Raw genomic sequence first — 25,102 nt, forward strand, 5'->3', positions numbered from 1 at the left:
CGGATTTTGGAGGGAAGATAATTTGGACATTGTACCGATACTATTGCAGTTAGTACTGGTAGCGTTTTTGATCTTTATGAATGGTTTTTTTGTGGCGGCGGAGTTTGCCTGCGTGAAGATCCGCTCGTCCCGGCTGGAGACATTGATTGCGGAGGGCAGCCGACGGGCGGTATATGCCAAGCGGCTCACGGATCATCTGGATGCTTCCCTGTCGGTGACGCAGCTGGGCATCACGTTGGCTTCGCTGGGGCTGGGCTGGGTTGGTGAACCGGCTGTAGCCCAGCTGATCCTGCCGCTTACCCGTTTGGCCGGGATGGATGATATGGTGGGTCATACCTTGTCCCTCGTGGTGGCCTTTTCCATCATCACTGCGGGCCATATCGTGCTGGGGGAACTTACCCCGAAGACCATGGCCATCCAGAATGTGGAAAAGATCATGTTGTCGGTGGCCCTGCCCATGCTGATTTTCCATAAGGTCATGTATCCCTTTGTCTGGATCCTCAATCATGTGGCCAACTGGGTAACGGCCCGCATGGGCTTTGAGGCGGCCAGCGAAAGTGAGTCGGCCCACACAGAAGAAGAGATCCGCCTGCTGATGGAGGAAAGCCACCGGCAGGGACTCATTGATGATACGGAAGCGGATTTCGTGGACAATGTTTTCGATTTCACGGAACTCAATGTCCGGGAGATCATGACACCGCGCACGGATATGGTGGTCATTTATCTGGAGGACAGCTGGCAGGAGAATATGGACGTGATCCTTTCTGAACAGATGACACGTTATCCCATCTGCAAGGAGGACAAGGATCATATTATCGGCTTCCTGCATGTGAAGGATCTGATGAAGGCCATGGCCACGGGCAAGCGCCCCAACTTCCGCAAGCTGGCGCGCAAGGCACTGGTGGTGCCGGAAAGCATGGATGTCAATGTGCTATTGAAGACCATGCAGGGCAGCCACAGCCAGATGGCCATTGTGGTGGACGAATACGGCGGTACGGCCGGCATGGTGACCATTGAGGACATCATGGAGGAGATTGTCGGCGACATTCAGGATGAGTTTGATGAGGAGCGCCCCACGGCAGAAGACCGGGGGGATAATGTCTACTCCGTGGATGCCAAGATGCTGCTGGAAGAACTCGAAGACATCTTGGAAATCACCATTGAAGATGAAGATGTAGACAGCGTGGGCGGCTGGCTTTATGACCAGATCGGCAGTGAGCCGAAGGTCGGCCAGATGGCTGCCGCTGCAGGCAACTTCTTCTATGTGGAGGAAGTGGAAGGCGCACGGATTACCCGTGTGTTGATAAAATTAGCTCATGAACTCACAGAAGAGCATGAGGAAATCGTTTAGTTTTTTGGGAAAGGGAGTGGGGATGTTGAAGATTTTTCGTACATTATTAGGACTGATGCTGATTGCAGTCACCATGCTGGCCTTTACGGGCTGCGGTGGCGGCAGTACGGCCTCGGGAACGGTGTTTTACCTGAGTCATCAGGATGGCGACGGCTTTACGGATATGATCCGCAAGTCCTTCAGTGACAAGGCCAAGGCTGCCGGTATCCCTGTGGAATACCGGGATGCCAAGGGCGATGTCAATATGCAGATCGACCAGATGAAGGAGGCCATCGCGGCCAAACCCAGCGCGATCGTGTTGCTGGCGGTGGATGGCACGGCGTTGGTGCCCATGGTGGAAAAGGCCAATGAGGCCGGGATTCCCATCATCATCACCAACCGTGGCCTGAACGGCGGTAAATACCTGTCCTGTATGGTCGATGAAAAACAGGCGGGCATCATGCAGGGGGAATATATGGCCAAACACTTGCCGCCCAATGCCAAAGTGGTTTATCTCGAAGGGGAAAAGGGATTTGAAGGCAGTGTGCTGCGCTGGCAGGGATTCAAGGAAGCCTGCCTGGACAAGCGTTCGGACGTGCAGCTCCTGGCCAGCACCTCAGCCAATTGGCGCACTTCAGATGCCCTCAGGAACGTAGCGCTCTGGACAAAACTCTTCCCGCAGATTGACGGCGTGATCGCGGCCAATGACAGCATGGCTGTTGGTGCTGTGCAGGCACTTAAAGATGCAGGCCGCCTGGATGGCTGTCTGATATCCGGCGTTGATGCGATGGATGAGGCATTGAAACTCATCGATGCCGGTGAAATGAGCCAGACCGTCCAGCAGGATGCGAATGCCTTGGCAGATGGCACCTTCAAGTTGGTGGATTCCTGCCTGAAGGGGAAAATCCCCACGGAAAACATCGTTGTGGAATTCAAGTCCATTACCAAGGATAATATCGCGCAGTTCCGCAAATGAGGAAGGGGGATGCTGTCATGGAGAATTTAAGCGTAAGAATCAAGATCCTGCTGCTGGCGGCAATTATGCTGGTCATCACCTGCGTAGTGGCGGCTGTGGGAATCTTTTCCAATCAGAAATCCAAGCAGGCTTTGGATGATATGTATAATTACAATCTTATGGCCACACAGTACCTCAATGATGCCAACAACCATCTGCGCGGCATTGATGTGGATGTAGCCTATATGCTCCAGCAGGATTTCTCGGCCGACAGCCGCAAGGTCATGCTGGCAGATATCAAGGGACGCTTGCAGTCCATCAAAGGGGATATCGATAAAGTCAAGGAAATCGACCGCAGCCCCCGGGCGCAGGAAATCATTGCCAGCCTGGAGAAAAATCTCGCAACGGCAGAAAGCAAGGTCAAGGAATGTGAAACCTTAGGAAACACCAATGAAGACAAGGTGAAAACCTTCGAAAACCTTTCCGCTACCGGCATTATCGCTAACGATATGGCGGTACTGACGCCCGACAACGTGTCGCAGGGCAAGGTGCTCTTCGATGAAAACAACGCCAACTATGAACTGACCATCAAGATCTTCCTGAGCATCATCCTGATTGGCCTGTTGGTGGGAATTGCCGTGGCATTCTTCATTGCCCGTAATATCGCCTCGCCGCTGGCAACGTCTATTGAGCATCTGAATGCCGTGGCCGATGGCGATCTGACGCAGGAAATTCCGCAAAAACTGTCTGCACGGCAGGATGAAGTGGGCCTCGTCATGCAGGCTTTGGGCAGGATGCAGAAGGCCTTGCGCAGTGTCATCAAAAATGTCCACGATGAGGCAGAAAACAGTGCCAATATGGTCACGGAAGTGCAGGGCCTGGTGGATTCGCTTAATGAGAGCGCACAGGATATGTCAGCTGTAACCGAGCAGATGGCTGCGGGCATGGAAGAAACTGCCGCGTCCACGGTCAGCCTGCAGAACCTTGCCGATCATCTGCGCGATAAGATCCATGCTTCGGCCAAGGGCGCTGCGGACAGTGAAGGCTATACGGTGGAAATCGCCCAGCGGGCCAGCAGCCTCAAGACCAGCATGGAAGAATCCAGCCGGGAAGCCAAACACATATACAACGACACCAAAGTGTCATTGGAAGAATCCATCGCATCGGCCAAAGTGGTGGATAACATCAGCCTGCTCACGCAGGACATCAGCGAAATCGCCGCTCAGACCAACCTGCTGGCGCTCAATGCCGCGATTGAGGCCGCCCGGGCTGGCGAATATGGCCGCGGCTTTGCCGTGGTAGCAGATGAGGTGCGCAAGCTGGCCGAGCAGTCCCACGATACGGCCGAAAAGATTAAGGAACTGACCGGTCAGGTGACCAGTTCGGTACAGGATCTCTCGTCAGGGGCCTTTGACCTGCTGAAGTTCATGGATGAAAAGGTCGTCAAGGACTATGATCTGCTCAATGAGACTGCTATCCACTATCAGGAGGATGCCGATTACGTCAACGACTTTGCCCAGAAGAGCAACATTTCTGCGCAGGAGCTGATTCGTTCGGTAGATGTCATGAATCAGTCCATGGAAGAGATTGCCAAGGCAACCCATGAAGGGGCCGTGGGCAATACCACCGTGGCGGAGAAAGTCACGGTGGTGGCCGAGAAAGCCAACGATATTCTCGATAAGATGAACGCCTCCATGGAAGGGGCAGAGAACCTCAAACAGCAGGTTGCTAAATTTAAAGTATGATTTATGTGAAAATGACCAGTTAATGTCCGCGTTGACTGGTCATTTCTATTGTGGTTTGGACTTGCCATTGTGAGAAATTTGCTATACAATAAAAAGGAATAAAAGTGGGATAAAGTGGTGAAAAGTGGCACAAGATGAAGCAAAGGTGGTGAGGCAGGATGTTCATGGGCGAGTACACCCACTCCATTGACGCCAAGGGGCGCATCATTCTGCCGGCGGATTTCCGTCAGGAGCTCGGTGTTACCTTTATCATTGCCAAGGGGCTGGATAAATGTCTCTTCCTCTATGGCCAGCAGGCCTGGGAGGAACTGGCGGCCAAACTTCGGGCCCTGTCTCTGGTCAAACCGGAGGCCCGGGCTATGAACCGCTTTTTCTTTGCCGGTGCCCGCACGTTGGAATGTGACAAGCAGGGACGTTTCCTCGTTCCGGCCAATCTGCGCAATTACGCGGAGATTGCCCTGAAGCAGGATGTGATTCTCACCGGTGTGGATAACCGCATTGAAGTATGGAGCAAGGAAAACTGGAACCGATATAATGGCGAAGTTGAGCCGGATGTTACAGCTATCGCTGCGACGCTGGCAGATTTGGGTGTTTAAGGAAAGGATTACCGTTACATGGAGTTTCATCATATCAGCGTGATGCTGGAAGAGACCGTCAAAGGTCTTGTGACAACTAAAGAGGGAACCTATGTGGACTGTACCCTGGGCGGCGGCGGCCACTCGAGCCTGATTGCATCCATGCTGACGGAAAAAGGCCGGCTGATCGGCATCGATCAGGATGCTGCGGCGATAGCAGCAGCATCGGAACGATTGCAGGATGCCAAATGCCGCGTGGATATCGTGCACAACAACTTCCGCAATCTGGAGCAGATTCTCGCGGATGAGGATGCCCAGCTGGTGGATGGTGTGGTTTTTGATTTAGGCGTGTCCTCCCATCAGATCGACACGGCCGAGAGGGGCTTTTCCTATATACAGGATGCGCCGCTGGATATGCGCATGAATCCGGAAGCGGATTTCAGTGCCTATGATGTGGTGAACACCTACGAGGAAAAGGAGCTCAACCGCATCTTCAAGGAATACGGTGAGGAGCGCTGGAGCAAGCGCATTGCCCAGTTTATCGTGCAGGAACGGGCGCAGAAGCCGATTGAGACCACTGGGGAACTGGTGGATATCATCTGCAAGGCTGTACCCAAGGCGGTGCGGCAGGCTGCGGGCGGCCATCCCGCCAAGCGGATCTTCCAGGCCATCCGCATTGAGGTCAATGATGAGCTGGGGATCTTGGAGAATTCCTTCCGTACGGCGGTGGCCCATCTGAAGCCCGGCGGGCGCATTGCCATCATCACCTTCCATTCGCTGGAAGACCGCATCGCCAAGAATGTCCTGAAGGAACTGGCCCGGGGCTGTATCTGTCCGCCGGAACTGCCGGTGTGCATGTGCAGCCACCAGCCGGAGATCAAGATAATCGGCAAGCCGATTCAGGCTACAGCTGATGAGTTGGAGCACAATTCCCGCTCCAAGAGCGCCAAGCTGCGCATTGCCGAGAAATTGCCGCCAAAAGAGAAGGGAGGCAGATGACCATGTTAGCCAGACAGGAAGAATATTATGAGGAAGAAGCCCATGTGCTTACACCTGCTGAGGAGAGAACGGAGCTGCGCAAAGCGCCGAAGGAACCGCTCTTCAAGACGGTACTGGATACCAGGCTGCGCACCCATGGCCAGCTGCTGTTCCTGACCATGACGGTATTGGCACTGCTAGTAACGGTGGGCAGCGGTGTCAGCGCCAGCAGGGGTTATGAGCTCGTAGCCATCCAGCAGCAGGCTGATCAGCTGGAGCAGGAAAATGAACGACTGAAGATTGAGATTGCTAAATTAAAGTCGCCGGAGCGCATTAAAACCATTGCCAAGGATCAGCTGGGGATGGAGGTTCCGAAGCATACTTATTTCAGCAGTGAAAAATAATGACCAGATATCAAAAATTACAGGATTTTTCGCAGAAAAATCCTGTAATTTTTTGCTAATTTGCCGTATAATAGTTAACGGTTCGCATTATTAGGCGAGGGAGGATACTATATGAAGACATTAGCGCAGCTTGCAGAGCTGGTGGAAGGCTCTGTTATCAAAGGCGACAAAAATATAGAAATCACAGGGATTGAGCATGATTCCCGTAAGGTAGAGGAAGGTACGCTCTTCGTGTGCATTGCCGGTTTCCATGTGGATGGCCATAAGTTCATCCCACAGGCAGTGGAGAAGGGGGCCAAGGCTATCCTGACCACCCGCAGCATTGAAGAAGTGGAAGTGCCGGAAGGCATTGCGGTACTTCAGGTGCCGGAGCTCAAAGAAGCGCTGGATACCATTGTGCCCTTCTTCCATGATTACCCGGCGCAGAAGATGCGGGTAATCGGCATCACGGGTACCAATGGCAAGACCACGACAAGCTATCTGATCCGAGCTATCCTGCGGGAAGCTGGTTACAAGGTGGGGCTTATCGGCACCATCCAGATCATGATGGAAGAGGAAGTTTTCCCAATTCACAATACCACGCCGGATGTGGTGGAACTGCAGCATACTCTGGCCATCATGCGGGACAAGGGCATGGACTATGTGGTCATGGAGGTTTCCTCCCATGCCCTCGACCAGAATCGCGTAGCGGGCATCGAGTTCGATACGGCAGTGTTCTCCAACCTGACCCAGGACCATCTGGACTACCATAAGACTTTGGAAAACTACAAGCTGGCCAAGGCCAAGCTCTTTGATCTGCTGGGGCAGGAAGGCGTCAAGGAAAACAAGACGGCTGTGGTCAATGCCGATGATGAGGCAGGCAAGACCATGCTGGAACATGCCCAGTGCCGCCATCTGACCTACGGCATTGATAACAAGGCCAGCCTGCAGGCCACCAATGTGGAAGTTCTGGCCAGCGGGGCCAATTTCACCCTGACGGAAGAATTCCTCGGCGGGATGGATCTGCAGCTGCATATCACCGGCATCTTCAATGTCTATAACGTGATGGCCGCAGTAGGCGCTGCCATTGCGGAAAAAATCGATCCGCCTGTCATCCGGAAGGCGCTGTCTGAGTTCACCAGTGTGCCGGGGCGTTTCGAGCTTGTGAAGGCAGGGCAGGATTTCTCCATCATCGTGGATTATGCTCATACGCCGGATGGGGTGGAAAACGTGCTGAACACGGCCCGCCGCATTGCGAAAAAGAAAATCATCGCCGTGTTCGGCTGCGGCGGCGACCGCGACCGCACGAAGCGTCCGATCATGGGGCGTCTGGCCGCCAAGCTCGCCGATGTGGTGATTGCCACCTCCGACAACCCCCGCAGCGAAGATCCGGCCTTCATCCTCAGTGAAGTGGAAGCTGGCGTCAAGGAAACTATCGGCGACAAGCACCATGAGTGCATCATTGACCGCCGTGAAGCCATCTTCCGCGCCGTGGAACTGGCGGAAACGGACGATATCGTGATCATCCTGGGCAAGGGCCATGAGGATTATCAGATTCTCAAAGACAAGACCATCCACTTTGACGATAAGGAAGTTGCCCGGGATGCTGTGGCAGCAAAAAAGGAGCAGAACTGATGTTTACTCTTGATGAGATTGTAAAGGCCATTAGCGCCAAGATATATAAGGAAGAAAAGAAGGATTTCAGCGCTGTAGTCACCGATACCCGCAAGATCAGCGCAGGCGTGCTCTTTGTGGCCCTGAAGGGCGAGCGCTTCAATGGGGAGGATTTCGCCGCTGAAGCCTTGGAAAAGGGAGCTGCCGGCGTTGTGGTCAGCGAAAACTGCGCTCAGGAACAGCTGGACAAATGTCAGGGCACGGTGCTGCAGGTTGCCGATACGCTGACGGCCTATCAGTTGATTGCCAAGGCATGGCGCGACAAGTTCCCCCAGATTCCCGTAGTAGCCATCACTGGTTCCAACGGAAAGACTACCACCAAGGATCTGACGGCAGCTGTGCTGTCCGCCAAAGGTGATGTGCTCAAGACGCAGGCCAACTTCAACAATGAAATCGGTCTGCCGCTGACACTGCTGGGCCTGAAAGCGGAACATAAAGCCGCCGTGGTGGAAATCGGCATGCGCGGCTTCCATCAGATTGACGCGCTGGCGCCCATCGCTTCACCCCAGATCGGCATCGTGACCAATGTGGGGGAAACCCATATGGAACTTCTTGGTTCTCTCGAGAATATCGCCAAGGCTAAGCAGGAGCTGGTGGAAGCCATTCCTGCGGGCGGCACGGTGATCCTGAATGCCGACAACAAGTATGTGGCAGGCATGGGCTCTGCAGCGAAAGAGGGCGTCAAGGTCATGACCTTCGGCATCGAAAAGGATGCAGATGTCAAGGGCGAGGCCCTGCATACGGAGGGAAATGTCACGAAGTTCATGGTGACTTATGCCAATGAACGCCATGAGTATGAGGTCAATATGGTGGGGCGCCATAATGTCTATAACACCCTGGCAGCTATTGCCGCCGGCTTTGCCATGGGGCTGACGCCGGATGAAGTGCGCAGGGGCCTGGGCAATCTCGAAGCCACGAAGATGCGCTTTGAGCTGCAGCAGGTCAAGGAATGGAATGTGGTCAATGACGCCTACAACGCCAGCCCCATGTCCATGACAGCGGCCATCAATACCCTGTCGGAACTGGCCAAAGGCCGCAAGATTGCCGTGCTCGGTGATATGCTGGAATTGGGCAGTGTGTCCGAAGAGGCGCATATCCATGTAGGTGAGGAAGTGGCGGAGCATGGCTTTACGGCGCTCGTTACCCGCGGCGAGATGGGCAATTTCATCGCCAAGGGGGCAGAAGCCAAGGGCATGACAGCGGTTTACCGCTGCGCCAGCCATGAGGAGGCGGCAGACAAACTCCATGAACTGCTGCAGCCCGGTGATACCCTGCTTTTCAAGGGTTCCCGCGGCATGGCGATGGAAAAGATCATTGATTTACTTTAAAGAAATTTAGATAGTGAGGCATTACAGTTGGATAGCTATATATTGGCGGCAGTGGTTGCCGCAGGTTTTGTTCTGCTGACCGGGCCTTTTTTCATCCCGGAACTGCATAAGCTGAAGTTTGGCCAGAGCATTCGTGAGGAAGGGCCGGCAAGTCATCAGGCCAAGAGCGGTACGCCGACCATGGGCGGCATCATGATTATCCTGGGGATAACCATCGCTACTCTGGTGGCCGCGCCGTTTTCCACGGAAATCATTTTGGCCTTGTTCATCATGCTGGGGCATTTTGTCCTGGGCTTCCTCGATGACTATATCAAGGTGGTCAAGAAGCGCAACTTAGGTCTGAAGGCCAAGCAGAAGCTGCTGGGGCAGATCATCATTGCCGTGGTTACGACAATCATCGGCACGCAGATGCTGGGCATTGATCCCACCATCTGGGTGCCGGGGCTGGATGTCCATATCAATATCGGCCTGGGATATTTCGCCTTTCTGGCTTTTATCATGGTGGGGACCAGCAATGCGGTGAACCTGACCGACGGTCTGGACGGGCTGGCTTCCGGTACCGTGGCCATATCTGCCAGCACTTATGCGGTGGTCTGCCTGCTGTTGGGGCATGGTGACTTGGCCATCTTTGCCACGGCCATTGCCGCTGCCTGCGTGGCGTTCCTGCGTTTCAATGCTCATCCCGCCAAGGTCTTTATGGGGGATACTGGTTCCCTGGCTCTGGGCGGCGCCATGGCTGCCCTGGGGATTCTGACACACACGGAATTATTGTTGGCCCTGATCGGTTTTATCTTTATGTGCGAAACGCTGTCAGTCATCATTCAGGTGATATCGTTTAAGTCCACGGGCAGGCGGGTGTTCCGCATGAGCCCCATCCATCATCATTTTGAATTGGGGGGCTGGTCCGAGTGGAAGGTGGTCTTCGTCTTCTGGACGGTACAGCTTATTACCTGTGTGGCAGCTTTGAAACTACTTTAAGGGGGATTTTCCAATGGATTTGACGGGCAAGAAGGTACTCATTATCGGTGCTGGCATCAGCGGCTTTGCGGCGGCGAAAATTACCCGCCGTTTAGGGGCGCAGGTGACGTTGAGCGATGCGAAGAATGAGGCGGATTTCAAGGACAGTGAGGAGAGCTTTGCTGAGCTGCGGGACATGGGGGTGGCCCTTGTGTTTGGGCCCCAGTCCGAGGAACTGCTGGACGGCGTAAGCCTGGTCATTGTTTCACCGGCTGTACCTGCCCGTATCCCCTTGATCCAGGCTGCGTACCAGCGGAAAATCCGCGTGGCCAGCGAAGTGGAGCTGGCCTATCGGCTGAAGAAGGCACCCATCTGTGCCGTGACGGGCACCAATGGCAAGACCACTACGGTAACGCTGTTGGGCCTGTTGCTGGAAGCGCATTTCGATAAGGTCGGCGTGGGGGGCAATATCGGTGTGCCTCTGTCGGAAGTGGCGTTGGAGATTCCCGCCGACGGCTGCATCGCCGCCGAGATTTCCAGCTATCAGATGGAGGTCACCGAGGAATTCCATCCCCGTGTGGCAACGGTCCTCAATGTCACTCCCGACCATATCGTGCGCCATGGTTCCATCGAGGAATACCAGCGCATGAAGGAACGCATGTTTGCCCAGCAGAATAGCAAAGATTTCCTGGTGCTGAACTATGACGATGACCGGGTAAAGGATATGGCCAATCGTGCCAGTGCCCATGTGGTTTTCTTCAGCCGTCAGGTGCATCTCCATGAAGGGGCTTATCTCGAAGGGGATATGCTGACCATTGCCTGGAACGGCGAGGATTATCCTCTCTGCACCATCGGCGAGCTGGGCATCAAGGGGGCCCATAATGTGGAAAATGCCCTGGCTGCTGTCATGTCGGCATTCCTGGCTGGTTGCACGGCAGAAGAGATGATACCCGTACTCAAGTCCTTCCGGGGCGTGGAGCATCGCATTGAATATGTGCGCACGCTGAATGGTGTGGAATATTACAACGACTCCAAGGCCACCAATACGGATTCCGCCATCAAGGCATTGGAAACCTTTGCGGATGGCATTGTGCTGCTGGCAGGCGGCGATGACAAGATGACCGACCTGACGGATTTCCTGGTTCGCGTCAAGGAGCGGGTTACGGATCTGGTGCTGGTCGGTGCTGCTGCCGACCGCTTCGAGCAGGAGGCCTTGAAGCACGGCTATCCGGCTGAGCATATCCATCGGGCCGGCTTCTCCATGGAAAAGGCCGTGGAACTGGCCCATGACCTGGCCAAGGCACCGCAGGTGGTGCTGCTTTCTCCGGCCTGCGCCAGCTTCGATATGTATAATGGCATGGCAGAGCGCGGTCGTCACTTCAAGGATTTAGTGGATAAATTACAGTAAGAGGGATTTTGCATGAATATCATTGTTTCCGGTGGCGGCACCGGCGGGCATATCTATCCGGCGCTGACCATCATGCGTACCATTGAGGAAAAATACCCCGATACCAAATTCCTCTATGTGGGCACCAATAAGGGGCTGGAGGCGGACATCATTCCCAAGGAAAATATCCCCTTCGCCACGGTGGATATTCAGGGCTTCAAGCGCAGCCTGTCCCCGGCTAACTTCGTCCGGGCAGGCCTGGCTGCCATCGGCGTGGCCAAGGCCATGAACGTGGTGCGCAAGTTCAAGCCCGATGCGGTGATCGGTACGGGGGGATATGTCTGCGGCCCGGTGCTGATGGCCGCCAGCATGCTGGGGATTCCGACGCTGATCCAGGAACAGAATGTGGTGCCGGGCATCACCAATAAGATCTTGGCCAAGTTCGTGACGAAGATTGCGGCGGGCACACCGGAAGCGGCCAAGCATTTTCCGGCGGGCAAGGTCGTCTGCACGGGCAATCCCATCCGTAAGGAAGTTATGACGGCTGCCAGGGAAGATGGCGCCAAGGCCTTCGGTTTCGATCCGGCGAAGAAGACCGTGCTGATTTCCGGCGGCAGCCGCGGTGCCCGCAGCATCAACAACGCCATGATTGATGTATTGGCAGCGGCGGCCAAGCAGACGGAAGTGCAGTACCTCCATGTGACCGGCAAGCTGGACTATGAGGATATTCTCGGCCGTCTGGCCGAGAAGGGCGTAAAGCTTAATGAAACGCCGAATATCAAGGTGGAGCCTTACCTCTATAATATGCCGGCAGCCATGGCTATGGCGGATCTGGTGGTCTACCGTGCGGGAGCCACCGGTTTAGCAGAACTTACGGCCCGGGGAATCCCGTCCATCCTGATTCCCTATCCGTATGCGGCGGAGAACCATCAGGAACACAATGCCCGGGCGTTGGAGGCGGCAGGTGCGGCCAAGGTTATCCTGAACCGGGATTTGAAGAGTGATATCCTGCAGAGTACCCTGCAGGAACTTCTGGCTGATGATGCAAAACTTGCGGCCATGGCTGCGGCAAGCAAAGCCTTGGGGAAGCCCCAGGCGGCAGAAGATATTGCTGGGTTGGTTATTGAAATGACACAGGGGAGAAAGACTAAATGAAACGGCTGAAAGAGCTTAAAGATATTGAAAAAATTCATTTCGTGGGGATTGGCGGTGCCGGCATGAGCCCGCTGGCCAAGATCATGGTGGAGCTTGGCTATGAAGTCACCGGCTCTGACCGGGCAGATTCTGAGGTGATCCAGAACCTCAAGAAGCTGGGGGCAAAGATCACGCTGGACGGCCAGAAGGGGGAAAATGTCAAGGGTGCTGACGCCATCGTCGTGTCCACGGCTATTCCCTATGACAATCCGGAAGTCTTGGCGGCCCGTGACCTGGGCATCCGCAAGCTGCACCGCTCGGATATCAATGCGGCGCTGGTCAACGAGTACAAGGGCATTGCCGTAGCCGGTGCCCATGGCAAGACCACCACCACTTCCATGCTGGGGGTGGCCCTGACGAAAGCCGGCGTCTCCCCGACGGTTGTTGTGGGGGGCGAAATGCCGGATCTGGGCACCAATGCCATCCTGGGCGAGAGTGAGTATCTGACCTCTGAGGCCGATGAGAGCGATGGTTCCTTCCTGAAACTCCATCCCCATATTGCAGTTGTGACCAATGTGGAAGATGACCATATGGATCACTATGGCACTATGGAAAACATCATCAAGGCCTTCACCCAGTTCATTCAGAATGTGGATAAGGAAACGGGTTATGCGGTGCTGTGCTTCGACAATGAAAACCTGCGCAATATCGCCAAGACCGTGGACCGCAAATTCTACACCTATGCTATCGATCACGAGGCTGACTATACGGCCAAGAGCATCAAAACCAATGGCAAGGGCATTGCCTTTGATGTATTCCATGGTGAGGAGATGCTGGGGCATGTATCCCTGAACATTCCGGGACGCCACAATGTGCTGAATGCGCTGGCCTGCATCGTGACGGGTTTGTCCATGGGCGTAGAATTCGAGAAACTGGCGGCTGGCCTGGCGGAATTCCACGGTGCCAAACGCCGCTTCCAGACCAAAGGCCGTGCCAATGGCGTCTGGGTGGTGGACGACTATGCCCATCATCCGACGGAGATTGCCGCCACCCTCAAGGCTGCCAAAGAGCTCAATCCGAAGCGTCTGGTCTGTGTGTTCCAGCCCCATCGCTATTCCCGTACCCAGCTTCTTCATGAGGAGTTTGGCAAGGCCTTTATGTCTGCCGACCTTTTGATCCTCACGGATATCTATGCCGCTGGGGAAGCTCCCATTGAAGGCATCAATGGCGAGACCATCCTGAGGGAAGTGCGCAAGCAGTCCGGGCAGGATGTCATTTATATCGCTGCTCGGGAAAAGCTGGCAGGTTATCTGGAAAAAGAAGCCCAGGATGGAGATCTTATCATCACCATGGGCGCCGGGGACATCTACAAGACCGGTGAAGAATTAGTGGAACTTTTGAACAAGTAAGGAAAGCAGGATTTAAAGATCATGAAACAGGATAAAATCGTAGTTGTTATGGGTGGCACCTCCACCGAAGCCGAAGTTTCCCGCCGCACGGGCAAAGCCATTCTGGATGCTCTGCTGGAAAAAGGCTATAATGCTGAAGGCATGGAACTCAATCCGAAGACCTTTGCCATGGATATCCAGAAGGCTGGGGCCAAGATGGTCTTCAATGCACTGCACGGCAAGTTCGGTGAAGATGGCCTGCTGCAGGGTACCCTCGACATGCTGGGCATTCCCTACACGGGTTCCGGCGTGCTGGCTGCGGCCATCACCATGGACAAGGCCGCTTCCAAGCGCGTCTTCATCAGCGAAGGCATTTCCACGCCGAAATGCCACACCTATAACAGCTTCGAGCAGAAGCGTGACCTGGCCGGGGAAATCATCGCTGAGTTCGGCCTGCCTGTAGTGGTCAAGGCTGCTTCCCAGGGGTCCAGCATCGGCGTCTATATCGTGGAAAAAGCTGAGGATCTGGCGCCGGCCATCAAGGAAGCTTTTTCTTACAACGATGAGATCTTAGTAGAAGAATTTATCAAGGGCCGGGAAATGACCGTAGCCGTCTGGGGCGACGAGGACAAGAAGGAAGCCTTCCCGATCATCGAGATCACCACGACTTCCGGCCGTTATGACTATGAAAGCAAGTACACCAAGGGTGCTTCTGCCCATATCATCCCGGCTCCTGTCAGCGAGGAAAAGACGAAGGAAATGCAGGAACTGGCCATCAAGACCTACACGGCCTGCGGCTGCAAGGGCGTAGCCCGTGTGGATATGATGTACAGCGAGGACGAAACGCCGTACGTCATCGAGGTGAACTCTGTGCCGGGCATGACGGAAACATCTCTGGTTCCCGATGCCGGCCGCGCCATGGGTATTGAGTTCCCGGAACTCTGTGAACGTCTGCTGGAATTGGCAGGCTTTTAATCAGGCCGCAAGCGGCCACGTTCCAGGCCTCCCCCTTTGGGGGAGGTGCTGAGCAAAGCGAAGCGGAAGGGGCAAGCAGGAAGAAAGAAGGGCGGCAGAGATGAACGAACAGGATTTTGCGGAAACAACAGAAAACCTACAACCGAATCGAAGAAAGCGCCGCCGCAGTCCCCGCCGCATCATCAAGGGGCTGATGTTTTTAGGCATTTGCGGCGGGCTGATGTCTGTGGTCGTCTATTCGCCTCTGTTCACCCTGCAGCGGGTGACGCTTCATGGCAACACTTATCTCAGTGAGGAAGATATCCTGACCAGCGGGCGGCTCCATAAGGGGGAACCTCTCTTTCAGCTGGAGACTGATGCGGTGACGCAGAACCTGATGAAGGATCTGCGCATTGAAAGCGTTATCGTGCGGCGGAAGTTGCCGGACACCTTGGATGTGGAGCTCAAAGAACGCATGCCCGTGGCTACGGTGGCCTGCGAGTATGGCTATCTGGACCTGGACCGGCAGGGCAAGGTCATCGCCAGCTACAAGAATCTGCGCAAGATGCCCATCCCCTTGGTTACCGGTGTGGCGATGCATGATAAGTATATCGGTGACGATAACACGGATGGGAACGTGCAAAAGGTTTTGGAATTCCTGTCCCTGCTGGATGCGGAGTCCCTGAATCATCTGTCGGAAATCAACATCACCAATCCCAATGCGATTACGGCCTATACCAATCAGTCCGTGCAGATACGGCTGGGCAATTTCGACCGCTGGGAAGAAAAGGCCAAGCTCACGAAAGATTTCCTGCTGAGCCTGCCCAATGCCAGACATCAGATCGAATTCGTGGATTTCAGTTATACAGCACCTTTTATCCGGTTGAAAGGAAATTTGACGGAATCAGAAGTTGAGGTGCATAAAGGCGCGCAGTAGTTCTCTGGTTATATAGTTGTACGCAAAGGCCCGGAAGTTGGCAACCATTTTTTCGCTAAGATGCAAGCACTAAAAGTGGCGAAAAGCTGTTGTCAGCTTCCGGGCTTATTGCATGTTTCTTTAGAATGAAATTCATGTTGTACCGCCGGTCAGGGAAGAAAGCCCTGAAAAGATTTTCAAAACGTGAAAACACGGGGAAACAATTTTAATCTATAATGTAATCATAACAAGAAGAGCTTAGCAAGGGGCTCTTAGTCAGAGAGAAAGAAAGGGAATTATCATGGAAAAACTCATCAAGATGGTAGAGACCATGAAGCCTTTTTTTGAAAAGGTTTCCAACAACATCTACCTGAGGGCAATCCGGGATGGCTTTGTGAGCTGCATACCGGTTATCCTGTTCTCGTCCTTATTCATCCTGGTGGCCTGTGTGCCGGAGATTTTCGACTACAAATGGCCGGAAAAGATCAGCACGGTATTGTGGCAGGCCTATAATTACAGCATGGGCATGCTGGGCATCCTGATGGTGGCAACCATCGCCAAAAGTTTGACGGACAGCATCAATACCAAGATGCCGAAATTGCGGCAGATCAACGACGTTTCGGTTATGATCGTCTCCATCATCTGCCTGCTGCTGCTGGCAGTTGCACCTGTGGAAGGTGGGATCTCCACTGAGTTCATGGGCACCAAAGGCCTGCTTTCTGCGTTTGTGGTAGCTTTTACTGTTCCGAATATTTACAAATTTTTCGTAAAGCGCAATATTACCATTAAACTTCCGGACGAAGTTCCTCATTATATCGCCCAGACCTTTGCCGACCTCATCCCCCTGTCGGTGGCGGTCATGATCTACTGGGTATTCGGTATCGTGTTCAAGGAAGCTACGGGCATGATGTTTGGTGCCTGGATCCTGGAAGTATTCAAACCACTGTTTGTGGCAGCTGATGGTTACATCGGTTTGGCCATTATCTACGGCGCCATGGCCATGTTCTGGTTCGTAGGTATCCACGGCCCCTCCATTGTGGAACCGGCAGTGACGGCTATCTATATTGCCAACATCGAGGCAAATCTGCAGATTGTCAGTGCCGGTGGCCATGCCACGAATATCCTGACTCATCCGACCTCTTATTTTGTCGCTACTCTGGGCGGCACGGGTGCAACTCTGATGTTCTGCGCCATGTGCGCTTTTATCGCCAAGTCCAAACAGCTGCGGGCTGTGGGCCGGGCTTCGATTGTGCCGGTCACCTTTGCGGTCAATGAACCCATTATCTTCGGTGCTCCAATCGTGTTGAATCCGGTACTGTTCTTCCCCTTTGTTTTGACACCAATCCTCAATGTCTGGGTGTTCAAATTCTTTGTCGATAATCTGGGCATGAATGCCTTCACCTATATCCTGCCCTGGACCACGCCGGCTCCTATCGGCCTGATCATCGGCACGGGCTTTGCCCAGTTGGCCTTCGTGTTGGCACCGCTGCTCCTGGTGCTGGATGCGGTTATGTACTATCCGTTCTTCCGCGTCTATGATGCCCAGCTGGTGGAAAAGGAAAAGGCTGGTGCAGCAGAGGTGGTTGTGGAAGAAGCTCCTGCTGTGGAAGCTGCTCCGGTTGTGGCTGCGGAAGAACTGCCCAGCGATGAAAAGCGCGTTCTTGTTCTCTGCGCTTCCGGTGCTACCAGCTCCATGCTGGCCAAGGCCATCACCAAAGGGGCTGAGCATCGCAATGCTCCGGTAGAATCCATTGCCATGGCCTATGGCCAGCACAAGGATGTCATCACGGACTTCGATCTGGTGGTGCTGGCTCCCCAGATGGCTTCCATGTATGACGAGCTCAAGAGCGACTGTGAAGCCAAAGGCGTCAAGAGTGCAACTACCAGCGGCCGGGAATATGTGGGACTTACCCGTGATCCGGACAAGGCGCTGGACTTTGCCCTGGCCCTGATGGCTCACTAAAAAGTAGGAAATGATAACTCCTGCTGCCAGTTGTGATGGCAACAGTGGCAGCAGGAGTATTTTTTTGGCCATTTTTACAGAAGATTAGGAATTTTAGGAGGAATTATCATGAAGAAATCAGCTCTCATAGCAGCCGTCCTGGCAGCAACTACCATGAGCACCACGGCTTTTGCCGCCCAGAATCCCTTCAAGGATCTGCCGGAAGGACATTGGGCTTATGATGCCGTTACCATGCTGGCTGAGGATGGCGTGTTGGAAGGCTATGGCGATGGTACATTCAAGGGTGCGAAACTGATGAACCGCTACGAGATGGCTGAGGTGGTCAGCAAGGCCCTGGCCAAATACGATACGGCCCGTCCTGCTGATAAAGGCGCCATGAAAAAGCTGGAGAAGGAATTTGCCAATGAACTGAAGGATATGGATGTACGGCTGAAGGCTGTGGAAAGCGATGTGCAGGAGCTGAAGAAGGGGGTGTCCAGCTTTAAGTGGTATGGCGATGCCCGTCTGCGTTGGATACAAAACAAGGATATGAAAATGCATGACAAGCAGGGGACCACGAAATCTTCTCAGTTGGAAAAGCGGGTGCGGCTGGGGATTTACGGCGAACCGGCCAAAAATCTTTCCGTGGATGGCCGCATCAAATATGAAGACAGCTTCATGAAAAAAGACGGCTGGGGCGGCAAAAATCAAGCCAATTGGGATGGCAATTACGATAATCATAATTCCTTCCGTCTGGACAAAATCAGCCTGAACTGGAACCATGCAGGGACTAAAGTTTCTGTGGGCCGCACGGAAGTAAGTCTTGGTCAGGGCCTTCTCTATTGGGAAAATCCTGTAGATGGCGGCTATGTGCAGCATCAGTTTGGCCCCAAGGTAACGGCTATGGTGGGCGTAGGGGACATTTCCGCTGCCGGCTGGCAGGATAGCAATATTGGGGCACAGTTTGCCAATATTACCGTAAAGGCCAGCCCGGCAACTACATTTACTTTTGCTAATTTGCATACGAATACAACCATGGAGACTGCAACGGTTGGTTATAAGACGGAGCAGGGCTGGACTCAGCATGATGATGGCAGCTGGCATCAGGATGGTCCCCTGACTACGACGAAGGAAACAAAATGGAATAAGGATGATTATAAACTTAATCAGTACGCTGTGGGGATGAATGCCCAGCTGGCACCTAAGTGGAATCTTATCACAGAATATGTGCGCAATAACGCAGGTGTGCTTAAAAACAAGGATGGTATCTGGAACCGCCTGACTTATGGCAAGTTGGTATGGAATAAGGCTAATACCTGGCATGTTTACGGCGAGCATTTCGCCTTTGGCGGTGGTGCGGTGGATTCTCTGGGCTGGCAGCACCGTTTAAACATTGCCGGTGGCAGCATGAAGAATGATGGCTTTGCCGGGGATAAAGGCGTCCGTGGCTGGGGCATGGGTGTCGGCTACATGTTGGCGGCTAACACCAATTTGGATTTGACCTATTACAGGCTGAAACCCTATGATGAAAATGCTGCCGGTTTCACGAAATATGATGATGTGGCTTATGCCGCTCTGACTTATAGCTTCTGATGAGGTGACGATAATGCGTAAATCAACTTTGAAATCTTTAGTTTTGGCCGCTCTGACGGCAGGTTCCCTGATGATGGCTGCGCCTGCTGATGCAGCCGTACAGGTCAATCCCATTCCCAATCTCAGTGCCGATTTCATCAAGGGCGCTGATGTGTCCATGCTGCCGGAGCTGGAATCCTTAGGCGGCAAGTTCTACGATATGGACGGCACGGAAATGGACGAGCTGGCCCTGATGAAGAAATACGGCATCAACTGGATCCGCGTGCGTATCTGGAATGATCCCGATCATGCCAATGGCGGCGGCTATACCACGGCGGAGCGTGCCATAGCCATGACCAAGCGGGCACATGAACTGGGCATGAAGGTGCTCATTGACTTCCATTACAGCGATTTCTGGGCGGATCCGGGCAAGCAGTGGGTGCCCAAAGCCTGGGAAAAGGACAGTGCTGGCAAGGTAGCCAAAGATGTTTACCAATACACCAAAAAGGTGCTGGGGGATTTCAAACAAGCCGGTCACCTGCCGGAAATGGTACAGGTGGGCAACGAGATCACCAATGGTATGATCTGGCCTCTGGGGAAATTGCCTGCCGACGATAATGGCAAAACATTGGCCTCCTTTGTGGCCAGCGGCCTTAAGGCAGTCCATGAGACAGACCCCAACATCAGGACCATGATCCATATTGATAAGGGCGGGGATAACGCTGCCTCCCAGAATTTCTACAATCAGCTGATCAAGGATAACGGCGTCAATGACTTTGACATCATCGGCCTGTCCTATTATCCCTTCTGGCATGGCAATATGGATGCCATGCGGAATAATATCAACGATCTGGCAGCCCGTTACGGCAAGGATGTTGTCATCGTGGAGACCGCTTTTGGTTACACCAACGAGAACTTTGACGACACGAAAAATGCCTATGATGCCCAGGCTGAATATGTGGGCGGTTTCCGTTCCAGCGTGCAGGGGCAGGCCACGGGCCTTAGAACCATCATGCAGAGCCTGGCCGATGTGCCAAATGGCAAGGGCATCGGCATGTTCTACTGGGAACCGGACTGGTACGCTGTGCCGGGGGCCGGTGCCTTCAAGGATAAAGGCAATGAATGGGACAATCTCGTGATGTTTGACAACAAGGGCAAAGCTTTGGAATCCTGGAAGGTATTCAACGATGTGAGCAATCCGTCCCTGCCCACGGTAAAGCCTGTCTTCAAGGATGTGGATGCGGTAACCGGGGACGCCGGCAAGGGCGTGCCGGCCAAGCTGCCCGTGAAGACAAGGGTGACTTTCAGTGATGACCATACGGAAAACTTAGACATTGCCTGGGATAATCCAGCACCAGTATTCAATGAAGCTGGTGATTATACTGTCAAAGGCACAGTAACGGTGGATGGGAAGAAACATCCTGTTACAGGCCTCATCAGCGTGGTGGATAAGGTGAACCTGTTCAAGAACGGCAACTTTGAAGCCGCCCAGAATCTGGATGGCTGGACCATTACCGGAGATCAGGTGCTGAATGTGGTGACCAAGGGCGGCGATGCTCTGGATACCAGCGCTATGCACTATTGGAGCGACAAGGCCTTCAAGTTCACCGTCAGTCAGAAATTCACGGGCCTGGCTGATGGCAAATACACGGTAGCCGTATCCACCCAGGGCGGTGGCGGTCAGAGCAAGTACCAGCTCACTGCTGTTACCAGCAGCGGCACGAAGGCCGTGGATATCAAGGATACGAAATGGAATGAATGGCATACCTTCACCATCAAAGATGTGGAGGTCAAGGACGGCGTGTGCACGATTGCCGTAACTATGGAAGCCGCCCCGGGCACCTGGGGATCCCTGGACAATTTTGAATTCTACAAACAGAAGTGATACGGCCTCCCTCTATGGGGGAGGAGAACCGCAAAGCGGTGGAAGGGGCAAATGAAAAGCCCCTTCTTTTTTTACGATGAAGCTTTTGAAAACCTTTCCAAAAGGCGAAAACAAAGAGCGCGGGCTGCTCCCTATAATGGAAGCATAAGGAGAAATAAAACACCTATTGATAAGGGAGAGATTATGATGAAACTGCACAATACCAATGAAATGCTGAAGGATGCCCAGAAGAACCATTACGCGGTGCCGGCTTTCAATATCCACAATCTGGAAACCTTTCAGGTGGTGGTGGATACGGCCAGTGAAATGCGTTCCCCGGTGATTATCGCCGCTACTCCTTCCACCGTGCGCTATGCGGATAAGGATTATCTGGTGGCTCTTACAGGCACGGCCATGGAAAAGTATGACATTCCCATGTCCTTCCATCTGGATCATCATGAGGATGTGGCGGAAATCGAGACCACTGTGGCTGCTGGCTGCCGCAGCGTGATGATTGACGCTTCCCGCCTGCCTTATGATGAGAATGTGGCCAAGGTCAAAGAGGTGGTTGCCTTTGCCCATACCTGCGGGGCTTCCGTAGAGGCAGAGCTGGGCAAACTGGTGGGCCAGGAAGATGATCTGGTGGTGGATGATGCGGACAGCGCTTATACCAACCCCGATGATGCCCTGCGCTATGTGGCAGATACAGGCATTGACAGCCTGGCAGTGGCCATCGGCACGGCCCACGGCCTTTACAAGGGCACACCGAAACTGGACTTTGACCGCCTGACGGAAATCCGCAGCCGGGTGGAGATTCCTTTGGTGCTCCATGGAGCTTCCGATGTACCTGATGAGCTGGTACAGAAGGCCATTTCCTTAGGGATTTGCAAGGTCAATGTGGCTACGGATCTGAAGATTCCCTTCTCCAATGCGGTGAAGGAATTCTTCAAGGAAAATCCTGGTGCCAATGATCCCCGCAAGTATATGACGCCGGGCAAGGAGGCCATGCGGGCCATCGTGCAGCATAAGATTGAAGTATGCGGCAGTCAGAACCGCTGCTGACCAAGGAAGGGATAGCTTATGATACTGGTAATAAATTTGAATGCTTCACTGGACAAGCGTTATGAATTGGTGGATTTTGCCAAGGGCAAGATCGTCCGGGCAAAGTCCGTGGACAACACTCCCGGCGGCAAGGGCATCCATGTGGCCAACGTGGATACGATCCTGGGGGAGGACACGGTGGTGACGGGGTTTTTGGGCGGCAAGACCGGGGAATTTGTGGCTGGGCGATTATATGATTATGGCATCAGCGGGGATTTCGTGAACGTAGCCGGGGAAACCCGCTCCTGTCTGGCCATACTGACTGAAGACGGTGCCCAGACGGAAATTTTGGAGCCGGGGCCGGAGGTTAGTTCCGTGGAATTAAAAAAGTTCCGCGAAAAGTACACGGAACTTTTGGGAAAAGCGGATATTGTTGTGGCCTCCGGCAGTGTGCCCAGAGGCGTGCCAGTTGATTTTTACGCTGACTTGATTGAAGAGGCCCATGCAGCCGGGAAGAAATTCCTGCTGGATACCAGTGGCGATCTGTTGGCCAGAGGCATAGAAGCCCAGCCGGATTTTATCAAGCCCAACCGGGACGAGATTGAAGCCCTGCGGGGCTATCGCCTGCAAAGCGAAGCTGATGTGGTGAGAGAGATTCGCCATTTCCTCGAGGGAGGCATTGAGATAGCGGCCATATCCCTGGGCAGCGAAGGTTCGCTGGTGGGGGTAGGCGATGAGATCTACCGCGTGAAAGTGCCTGCGATTGACTGCCAAAATCCCGTGGGTTCCGGGGATTCCTATGTGGCAGGCATTGCCGCAGGACTTTCCCGCAACCTTCCCATAGAGGATACGCTTCGCTTAGGTGCGGCCTGCGGGACGGCCAATGCCTTGGAGGCGGAAAGCGGCTTTGTTCGCAAGCAGATTGTTGAGGAGCTGATGCTTCGGATAGACATTGAGAAGATAGCATAGGCTTCGCACGTAAAAAACGTAACTTAAAAATAATGTTCCCGGCGATAAGCTGCCTCTTTGCGGGCGGCTTTTTCGCGTTCTTCTTCCTCCTGCTTGGCCAGATAGTCGATGATGATGCGGCTGATGACGTAAATGGGCAGGCGGGAGGTGGCGTCTACGTTCTTGATGGACACATGGCTGTGCTTGAAGCCGTAGGCGGTGAGGTGGGCAATGCGGGCTAAAGGTGTGTCCGGGGCGCCGCAGGTGATGGTGATGATCCTGGCGCCTAAAGAGGCGGCATTTTCGGCGGCAGTCAGAAGTTCCGGGGTTTTGCCGGACAGGCTGAAGATGATTACCAGTTCCTGATTCTTCACCCGGCGTGTCATATCCTGCATGATGGAAGGATCGCTGTTGGCAAAGACATTATAGCCCTGCAATTGCAGCTTCAGGGAAAATTCGTCGGCCACATGCTCCGTAAGTCCACGGGAAAGAAGATAGATGCGTTTGGCCTGCCGGATTTCCCGCACCACGGCCAAAATGGTATCAATGCTCAGCTGTTCAATGGTTTGAGTTACTTCCAGCAGGCTTTTGTTGAAGATTTCGTTGACGGCAATGCTGTCTTGGTGTACCTCTGTTTCCTGGGTAATAAGGTAGCGCAGCTCCGCAAAGCCGGAAATACCGCATTTCTTGATAGTGCGGCTTACCGTGGCTGGAGAAGAATAGGTGGCTTCTGCCACATCGCTGATGGACATGGAGGAAATCTTCTCCGCATTCATATTGATGAAACCGATGACTTTCTTCTCTGTTTCCGTCAGATGCTCGTGGAAATCATGATCGATTTTGATTAACATGCTTTATCGCTCCTTACATAACAACACATGCTTTAATTATACCACGGACTTGTCGAAAATCCTTTCAAAACATGAAAACAAATAGAAAACAAGAATGGCTATAATGGAATCATCAACAGGAAATACAGAAAGGAAGTCAGATTATGAAAGTTGCATTAGCTGCCAATGATGCTGGCGCAGAACTGAAGGAAAGCATCCAGGAATATTTGACCGGCAAAGGTTATGAGATAGAGGATTTCTCCCATGAGGATATCTTCACGGCAACGGAAAATGTGGTGGAGGCCATTCAGAAGCAGGGAATCACCCGGGGAATCGTGATTGATGATTATGGTGTGGCACCTTTTATGATTGCCGCCAAGCATCATGGGATTGTCTGTGCACCGACTTATGAGGATTATACGTCCTCCATGACCCGCCGCCATAACAGTACCCAGATCATTACCCTGGGAGCAAAAGTAACGGCAGAAGATCTTTCCTGCCGGCTGGCGGAAAATTTTGTCAAGACGGAATACGATGGCGGCCGTCATCAGATTCGTATTGACATGCTGAACCGGGAACTTTGAGGGAGGAAAAAACATGAGAATTGCGATTGGCTGTGACCATATTGTTACGGATATCAAGATCAAGGCAGCAGAGTTTTTGAAGAAGCAGGGCCATGAGGTCATCGATGTGGGAACCTATGATTTTATCCGCACCCATTATCCGATTTACGGCCGCAAGGTGGGCAAGCTGGTGGCCACGGGAGAAGCGGATTTAGGCGTTTGCATCTGTGGCACCGGCATCGGCATCAACAACGCTGCGCAAAAAGTGAAGGGCGTACGGGCTGCCTGTGTGGCGGATGTGCAGACGGCCGTTGCGGCCAAAGAAAATCTCAATGCCAATGTGATTGGATGCGGAGGCAGAGTCATTGGGATCGGCTCCATTGAATATATATTGGAGGCGTTTTTGCAGGCAGAGTATAAGGCTACGCCGGAAAAGGATGCTTTGATTGCGAAGATTGATGCTCTTGTCCCGGAAAATGACTGCATTGAGAATGACGGGCTTTTTGATGAATATCTGCAAAAGTGGGATGAGGGTTACTACCATGATTGATATGGTGGTATAATTAAGCTTAGTTAGCTGGCTTACTTTTCTTTGGCGCAAAGAAAAGTAACAAAAGAAAACAGCGGCTAAAAATCCC

The 25,102-nt window shown here is 53.4% G+C and carries 22 protein-coding genes; 21 read left to right on the forward strand and 1 reads right to left on the reverse strand.

What is annotated here, in order from left to right; all coding sequences use genetic code 11:
• Positions 1–22: 22 nt before the first annotated feature.
• The 19 genes from SELR_RS02165 (at position 23) to SELR_RS02255 (ending at position 23,092) form a co-directional block, all read left to right on the forward strand.
• On the forward strand, positions 23–1,351 hold the full coding sequence (locus SELR_RS02165; RefSeq protein WP_014423561.1) for a hemolysin family protein: 1,329 nt from the start codon (positions 23–25) through the stop codon (positions 1,349–1,351).
• A gap of 22 nt (positions 1,352–1,373) precedes the next feature.
• On the forward strand, positions 1,374–2,306 hold the full coding sequence (locus SELR_RS02170; protein ID WP_014423562.1) for a sugar ABC transporter substrate-binding protein: 933 nt from the start codon (positions 1,374–1,376) through the stop codon (positions 2,304–2,306).
• A gap of 17 nt (positions 2,307–2,323) precedes the next feature.
• Positions 2,324–4,030, forward strand: a complete 1,707-nt coding sequence (locus SELR_RS02175) for a methyl-accepting chemotaxis protein (RefSeq protein WP_014423563.1) — start codon at positions 2,324–2,326, stop codon at positions 4,028–4,030.
• Positions 4,031–4,188: 158 nt separating this feature from the next.
• The gene (gene mraZ, locus SELR_RS02180; RefSeq protein WP_014423564.1) at positions 4,189–4,626 is read left to right on the forward strand and encodes a division/cell wall cluster transcriptional repressor MraZ; all 438 of its coding nucleotides are present in this window, start codon (positions 4,189–4,191) and stop codon (positions 4,624–4,626) included.
• Positions 4,627–4,644: 18 nt separating this feature from the next.
• Positions 4,645–5,604 carry a 16S rRNA (cytosine(1402)-N(4))-methyltransferase RsmH gene (gene rsmH, locus SELR_RS02185; protein ID WP_014423565.1) on the forward strand — a complete coding sequence of 320 codons (960 nt, stop codon included), beginning with the start codon at positions 4,645–4,647 and terminating at the stop codon, positions 5,602–5,604.
• A gap of 2 nt (positions 5,605–5,606) precedes the next feature.
• A complete protein-coding gene (ftsL, locus tag SELR_RS02190; protein ID WP_014423566.1) occupies positions 5,607–5,987 on the forward strand; it encodes a cell division protein FtsL in 381 nt (126 codons plus the stop codon).
• A gap of 111 nt (positions 5,988–6,098) precedes the next feature.
• On the forward strand, positions 6,099–7,601 hold the full coding sequence (locus SELR_RS02195; RefSeq protein ID WP_014423567.1) for a UDP-N-acetylmuramoyl-L-alanyl-D-glutamate--2,6-diaminopimelate ligase: 1,503 nt from the start codon (positions 6,099–6,101) through the stop codon (positions 7,599–7,601).
• A complete protein-coding gene (locus tag SELR_RS02200) occupies positions 7,601–8,968 on the forward strand; it encodes a UDP-N-acetylmuramoyl-tripeptide--D-alanyl-D-alanine ligase (protein ID WP_014423568.1) in 1,368 nt (455 codons plus the stop codon). The genes SELR_RS02195 and SELR_RS02200 overlap by 1 nt, the downstream gene beginning before the upstream one ends.
• 27 nt (positions 8,969–8,995) lie before the next feature.
• A complete protein-coding gene (gene mraY / locus SELR_RS02205) occupies positions 8,996–9,946 on the forward strand; it encodes a phospho-N-acetylmuramoyl-pentapeptide-transferase (protein WP_041914234.1) in 951 nt (316 codons plus the stop codon).
• A 13-nt stretch (positions 9,947–9,959) separates the two neighbouring features.
• Positions 9,960–11,333 carry a UDP-N-acetylmuramoyl-L-alanine--D-glutamate ligase gene (gene murD / locus SELR_RS02210; protein ID WP_014423570.1) on the forward strand — a complete coding sequence of 458 codons (1,374 nt, stop codon included), beginning with the start codon at positions 9,960–9,962 and terminating at the stop codon, positions 11,331–11,333.
• Between the two features lie 12 nt (positions 11,334–11,345).
• Positions 11,346–12,467: an undecaprenyldiphospho-muramoylpentapeptide beta-N-acetylglucosaminyltransferase gene (murG, locus tag SELR_RS02215; protein ID WP_014423571.1), complete on the forward strand. Its 1,122-nt coding sequence runs from the start codon at positions 11,346–11,348 to the stop codon at positions 12,465–12,467.
• The gene (murC, locus tag SELR_RS19475; protein WP_014423572.1) at positions 12,464–13,855 is read left to right on the forward strand and encodes a UDP-N-acetylmuramate--L-alanine ligase; all 1,392 of its coding nucleotides are present in this window, start codon (positions 12,464–12,466) and stop codon (positions 13,853–13,855) included. Before murG ends, murC begins: the two co-directional genes overlap by 4 nt.
• 21 nt (positions 13,856–13,876) lie before the next feature.
• Entirely contained in the window at positions 13,877–14,809 is a 933-nt protein-coding gene (locus SELR_RS19480) for a D-alanine--D-alanine ligase family protein (RefSeq protein ID WP_014423573.1), read from the forward strand.
• Between the two features lie 100 nt (positions 14,810–14,909).
• A complete protein-coding gene (locus tag SELR_RS02230; protein WP_014423574.1) occupies positions 14,910–15,725 on the forward strand; it encodes a cell division protein FtsQ/DivIB in 816 nt (271 codons plus the stop codon).
• Positions 15,726–16,005: 280 nt separating this feature from the next.
• On the forward strand, positions 16,006–17,667 hold the full coding sequence (locus SELR_RS02235; protein WP_014423576.1) for a PTS lactose transporter subunit IIBC: 1,662 nt from the start codon (positions 16,006–16,008) through the stop codon (positions 17,665–17,667).
• Between the two features lie 108 nt (positions 17,668–17,775).
• Positions 17,776–19,239: an S-layer homology domain-containing protein gene (locus tag SELR_RS02240; RefSeq protein ID WP_014423577.1), complete on the forward strand. Its 1,464-nt coding sequence runs from the start codon at positions 17,776–17,778 to the stop codon at positions 19,237–19,239.
• A 13-nt stretch (positions 19,240–19,252) separates the two neighbouring features.
• Positions 19,253–21,103, forward strand: coding sequence for a glycosyl hydrolase 53 family protein (locus tag SELR_RS02245; RefSeq protein ID WP_014423578.1), 1,851 nt, complete (start codon positions 19,253–19,255; stop codon positions 21,101–21,103).
• Between the two features lie 186 nt (positions 21,104–21,289).
• Positions 21,290–22,144, forward strand: a complete 855-nt coding sequence (locus SELR_RS02250) for a tagatose bisphosphate family class II aldolase (protein ID WP_197537161.1) — start codon at positions 21,290–21,292, stop codon at positions 22,142–22,144.
• Between the two features lie 18 nt (positions 22,145–22,162).
• Positions 22,163–23,092 carry a 1-phosphofructokinase family hexose kinase gene (locus SELR_RS02255; RefSeq protein ID WP_014423580.1) on the forward strand — a complete coding sequence of 310 codons (930 nt, stop codon included), beginning with the start codon at positions 22,163–22,165 and terminating at the stop codon, positions 23,090–23,092.
• 23 nt (positions 23,093–23,115) lie between these two features.
• Here SELR_RS02255 and SELR_RS02260 read toward each other — a convergent pair whose 3' ends face one another.
• Positions 23,116–23,922, reverse strand: coding sequence for a MurR/RpiR family transcriptional regulator (locus SELR_RS02260; protein ID WP_014423581.1), 807 nt, complete (start codon positions 23,920–23,922; stop codon positions 23,116–23,118).
• Positions 23,923–24,065: 143 nt separating this feature from the next.
• Here SELR_RS02260 and SELR_RS02265 point away from each other — a divergent pair, with 143 nt between their 5' ends.
• The gene (locus SELR_RS02265; RefSeq protein WP_014423582.1) at positions 24,066–24,485 is read left to right on the forward strand and encodes an RpiB/LacA/LacB family sugar-phosphate isomerase; all 420 of its coding nucleotides are present in this window, start codon (positions 24,066–24,068) and stop codon (positions 24,483–24,485) included.
• A 13-nt stretch (positions 24,486–24,498) separates the two neighbouring features.
• Positions 24,499–25,014: a galactose-6-phosphate isomerase subunit LacB gene (gene lacB / locus SELR_RS02270; RefSeq protein ID WP_014423583.1), complete on the forward strand. Its 516-nt coding sequence runs from the start codon at positions 24,499–24,501 to the stop codon at positions 25,012–25,014.
• Positions 25,015–25,102: the final 88 nt, after the last annotated feature.

This window comes from Selenomonas ruminantium subsp. lactilytica TAM6421, from assembly GCF_000284095.1.
Taxonomy (GTDB): Bacteria; Bacillota; Negativicutes; order Selenomonadales; family Selenomonadaceae; genus Selenomonas_A; species Selenomonas_A lactilytica.